We start from the raw sequence: 995 nt of genomic DNA on the forward strand, positions 1-995 counted from the left end.
CGTGGCAAGCAATGCCCCAGGATAGCCATTCGGCTCCTGGCGCTGCTTGTTGGGGATTCCCCAAGCCCCTTTTGAACACAGAATTTCATTCTGTGGCTGCGCGTTCCTGCGGAACGCTTTTCACCTGCCTGCGGCGGTGAGAAAATACGAAAAAACGGGCGCGTCAGCGGTCCTGCCCCTGTTCCTTTTCCCGGTCATTCTGGCGTTCCTCCCCGTATCCCATTAGCCGGTCCACATTGGCTTTTGCGGCCAGCAGTTCCCGCATTTCCTCGCGGGATCGCCGGTACTCGGCATAGTCTTTTTTCTTTCCTTCCAACAATGTTGCGTACTCGGCCTGCAAGCTCTTGACGGTGGGCAGCTTCTTGATACCCAAATCGTCAAATGCCTGTTTTGCCGCCTTGTGGAGCAAAATATCCGCTTCATGTTCCGCTAAAAATTTCTTGGAATATCCCGCCTTGCGGTAGGCCGCATAGACCTCGCGGGTTTTCACATAATTGATGATGTGGGTCCGCAGTACGGCTATCTCCGCCATGCGGGTTTCCGCCGCCTTGATCTGCGCCGACAGCTCATTATGACGGGCGGTAGCCATTGCAGCTTTTTCCTCCAAGACTGCGTATTCCAGCAGGCCATGCTCGGTGAGGTAGTTCATTGTCTGCGCCATCTGTTTGAGATTAAATACCTTTGCCCAGCGCGCGTAGCCAGCGCCTTTGCCGGCCTGCAATTTCTCCTGAATATCCACCAGCAGATTGACCTTCGGAGTGGGAGTTGAAACCGCGTCTTTTCTGCGGGGCGTATGCTGCTTTTCTCCGGCAAGGACCGCCCGTATTTCATCTTCGCTGTACCCTTGTCCCAGCTTTTCATCCATGCGGGCAACATTCTTCCAGCCGGGGGCTTTGAGCCGGATTGCCTGTCCCCGGCGCGACACCTCACAGCCCATTTCCTCAAGCAGCTTTAACAGCGCGTCAAAGTCTGCCGGTTTCTGTTCCAACGCCTGG

The 995-nt window shown here is 55.5% G+C and carries 1 pseudogene; it reads right to left on the minus strand.

Annotated features, from left to right (window positions below):
* Positions 1-163 precede the first annotated feature (163 nt).
* Positions 164-995, minus strand: a pseudogene (locus D5269_RS17925) (relaxase); the annotation flags it as partial.

It is taken from the genome of Anaerotruncus sp. 1XD42-93, from assembly GCF_009917605.1.
In the GTDB taxonomy this organism is placed as follows: Bacteria; Bacillota; Clostridia; order Oscillospirales; family Ruminococcaceae; genus Anaerotruncus.